At 70.5% G+C, this 1,918-nt stretch carries 3 protein-coding genes; 1 reads left to right on the forward strand and 2 read right to left on the reverse strand.

What is annotated here, in order from left to right; translation table 11 throughout:
* Positions 1–545: glycosyltransferase family 9 protein (locus AC5RUJ_RS15360; RefSeq protein WP_494156147.1), on the forward strand; the 545-nt coding region annotated here is incomplete at its 5' end.
* Here the strand turns inward: AC5RUJ_RS15360 and AC5RUJ_RS15365 are convergent.
* Both AC5RUJ_RS15365 and rfaE2 read right to left on the reverse strand, forming a co-directional pair.
* A complete protein-coding gene (locus tag AC5RUJ_RS15365; RefSeq protein WP_494128897.1) occupies positions 511–1,212 on the reverse strand; it encodes an SDR family oxidoreductase in 702 nt (233 codons plus the stop codon). The two genes, AC5RUJ_RS15360 and AC5RUJ_RS15365, sit on opposite strands and share 35 nt — an antisense overlap.
* Before the next feature lie 67 nt (positions 1,213–1,279).
* Positions 1,280–1,918, reverse strand: a 639-nt coding sequence (gene rfaE2 / locus AC5RUJ_RS15370; protein ID WP_494156148.1) for a D-glycero-beta-D-manno-heptose 1-phosphate adenylyltransferase, incomplete at its 5' end; no start/stop codon positions are given.

The following is a 1,918-nucleotide window of genomic DNA, read 5'->3' on the forward strand; positions in this document are numbered from 1 at the left end:
GACTGGAGTTCACGCGTGTTCTCTTCCTATCTTGGCCGGCGTCGGAGTTCGCCCAGGTGGCCGCATGGGCGGCCGACGACGGATGCCAGGTCCTGGTGGTAGGCGATCAGTCCGACGTGGCGCTGGCCGAGGAGGTTGTGGGCCTGGCCCGCGGGGCGTCCGGTGCCGGCGGCGGGGGCAGCATCGAGTCCGTGGCCGGCCGGCTGGAACTGGATGAACTGTCCGCCGTGCTGCGTGCCAGTGACGTGATGGTCGGCAACGACAGCGGGCCGCGGCACCTGGCGCAGGCGGTGGGAACGCCCACGGTGGGCATCTACTGGGCCGGCAACATGATCATGGCCGGGGCGTTGGGCCGGACCCTGCACCGGATCCACATGTCCTGGATGACGCAGTGTCCGGCCTGCGGCTCCGACCTGACCCAGGTGGGCTGGACCGCCGGACGCTGCAGCCACGAATTCTCCCTGACGGACCAGGTCCGCGCAGAGGATGTCTACGCGGACCTGCGCGAGCTTAGGGCCACGAGTCTTCTTCTTCGTGGCAAATGACCATCTCGCGCACCTCGCAGCCCTTCGGCTGTGACAGCGCGAAGATGATGGCATCGGCCACCCGCTCGGGATCGTTGAGCCGGGAGTCGTCCTGCGGCTTGTACTGTTCGGTCCGGTCGTCGAAGAACCTGGTCTTCATGCCGGCCGGAATCATGGTGGTCACTCCGACCTGACCGCGGGTTTCGGCCGCCAGCGCCCGGCTGAAGCCGACCACGCCGAACTTGGAGGCGCAGTAGGCGGTGGCGTCGGAGACGGCCTTGATCCCCAGCGACGAGGCGACCGTGATGACCCGCCCGTGGGAGGACATCAGGTGCGGCAGGGCCGCGCGCACCACGGAGACGGTGCCCATCAGGTTGACCCCGATGACCTTCTCCCATTCCTCGGCCGGCACGTCTTCCAGGCGCCCGCAGCGGTCGATCCCGGCCGCCGTCACGACGGCGTCCAGCCCGCCGAGGGTGTCGGCGCCCTGCTGCACGGCCGCCTCGACGGCGGCCCGGTCGGCGACGTCCACCTCGATGCTCTTGGCCCGACCCACCCGGCTGACGTCACGGTCCAGCACGACCGGCGTGCCGCCGGCGGCGAGGACCGCCTCCACGACGGCGGCTCCCAGGCCGGAGCCTCCGCCGGTGACCAGGACGCGGCCGGGGTTCGTTGGGGCAATGCTCATGGTTTCCTCCTCAGGTTCGGGATTCTTCAGTTCAGGGCGCGCCGGATCTGCGGAGCAGTCCGGCGTGTCAGCCGACCTTGGCCAGGGCGGCGGCCAGGCCGGTGGTGGAACGCGCCGGGTAGTAGGGCACGGTGACGGTTTGCCCGCCCCAGGATTGCAGCAGGCGTGCTTCCGGCAGCTGGTCCGCGGTGTAGTCCCCGCCCTTGACCCAGATGTCCGGCCGCAGCCTTTCCAGCGCTGCTTCGGGGGTGGCTTCGTCGAAGACCAGCACCGCATCCACGCACTCAAGCGCCAGCAGCAGTTCGGTGCGGTCCTCCTGGTTCATGATCGGACGCTCTTCGCCTTTGAGGCGGCGGACCGAATCGTCCGAGTTGAGGCAGACGATCAGGCAGTCGCCCAGCTTCCGGGCGGCGGCCAGGGTTCTGGCGTGCCCGGCGTGCAGCAAGTCGAAGCAGCCTCCGGTGGCTACCACCGTGCCGCCGGCTTCGCGGGTCTGCGCCGCGACCCGCATGGCGTCTACCCCCGGACCGCGCAGCTGGACCGGGGCCGTTTCCCGACGAAGCGATGCCACCCCGCCTGCGGCGAGGAAGGCTGCCGCCTGCCCGACGGCCTCTTCCACCGCCTCGGCCAGCGGCCGTCCGAAGGCCAGCGCCACCGCCAGGGAGGCGGCAAACCGGTCCCCCGCGCCGCAGGTGTCGGCCGGGTC

Source organism: Arthrobacter sp. Y3223164, assembly GCF_059091005.1.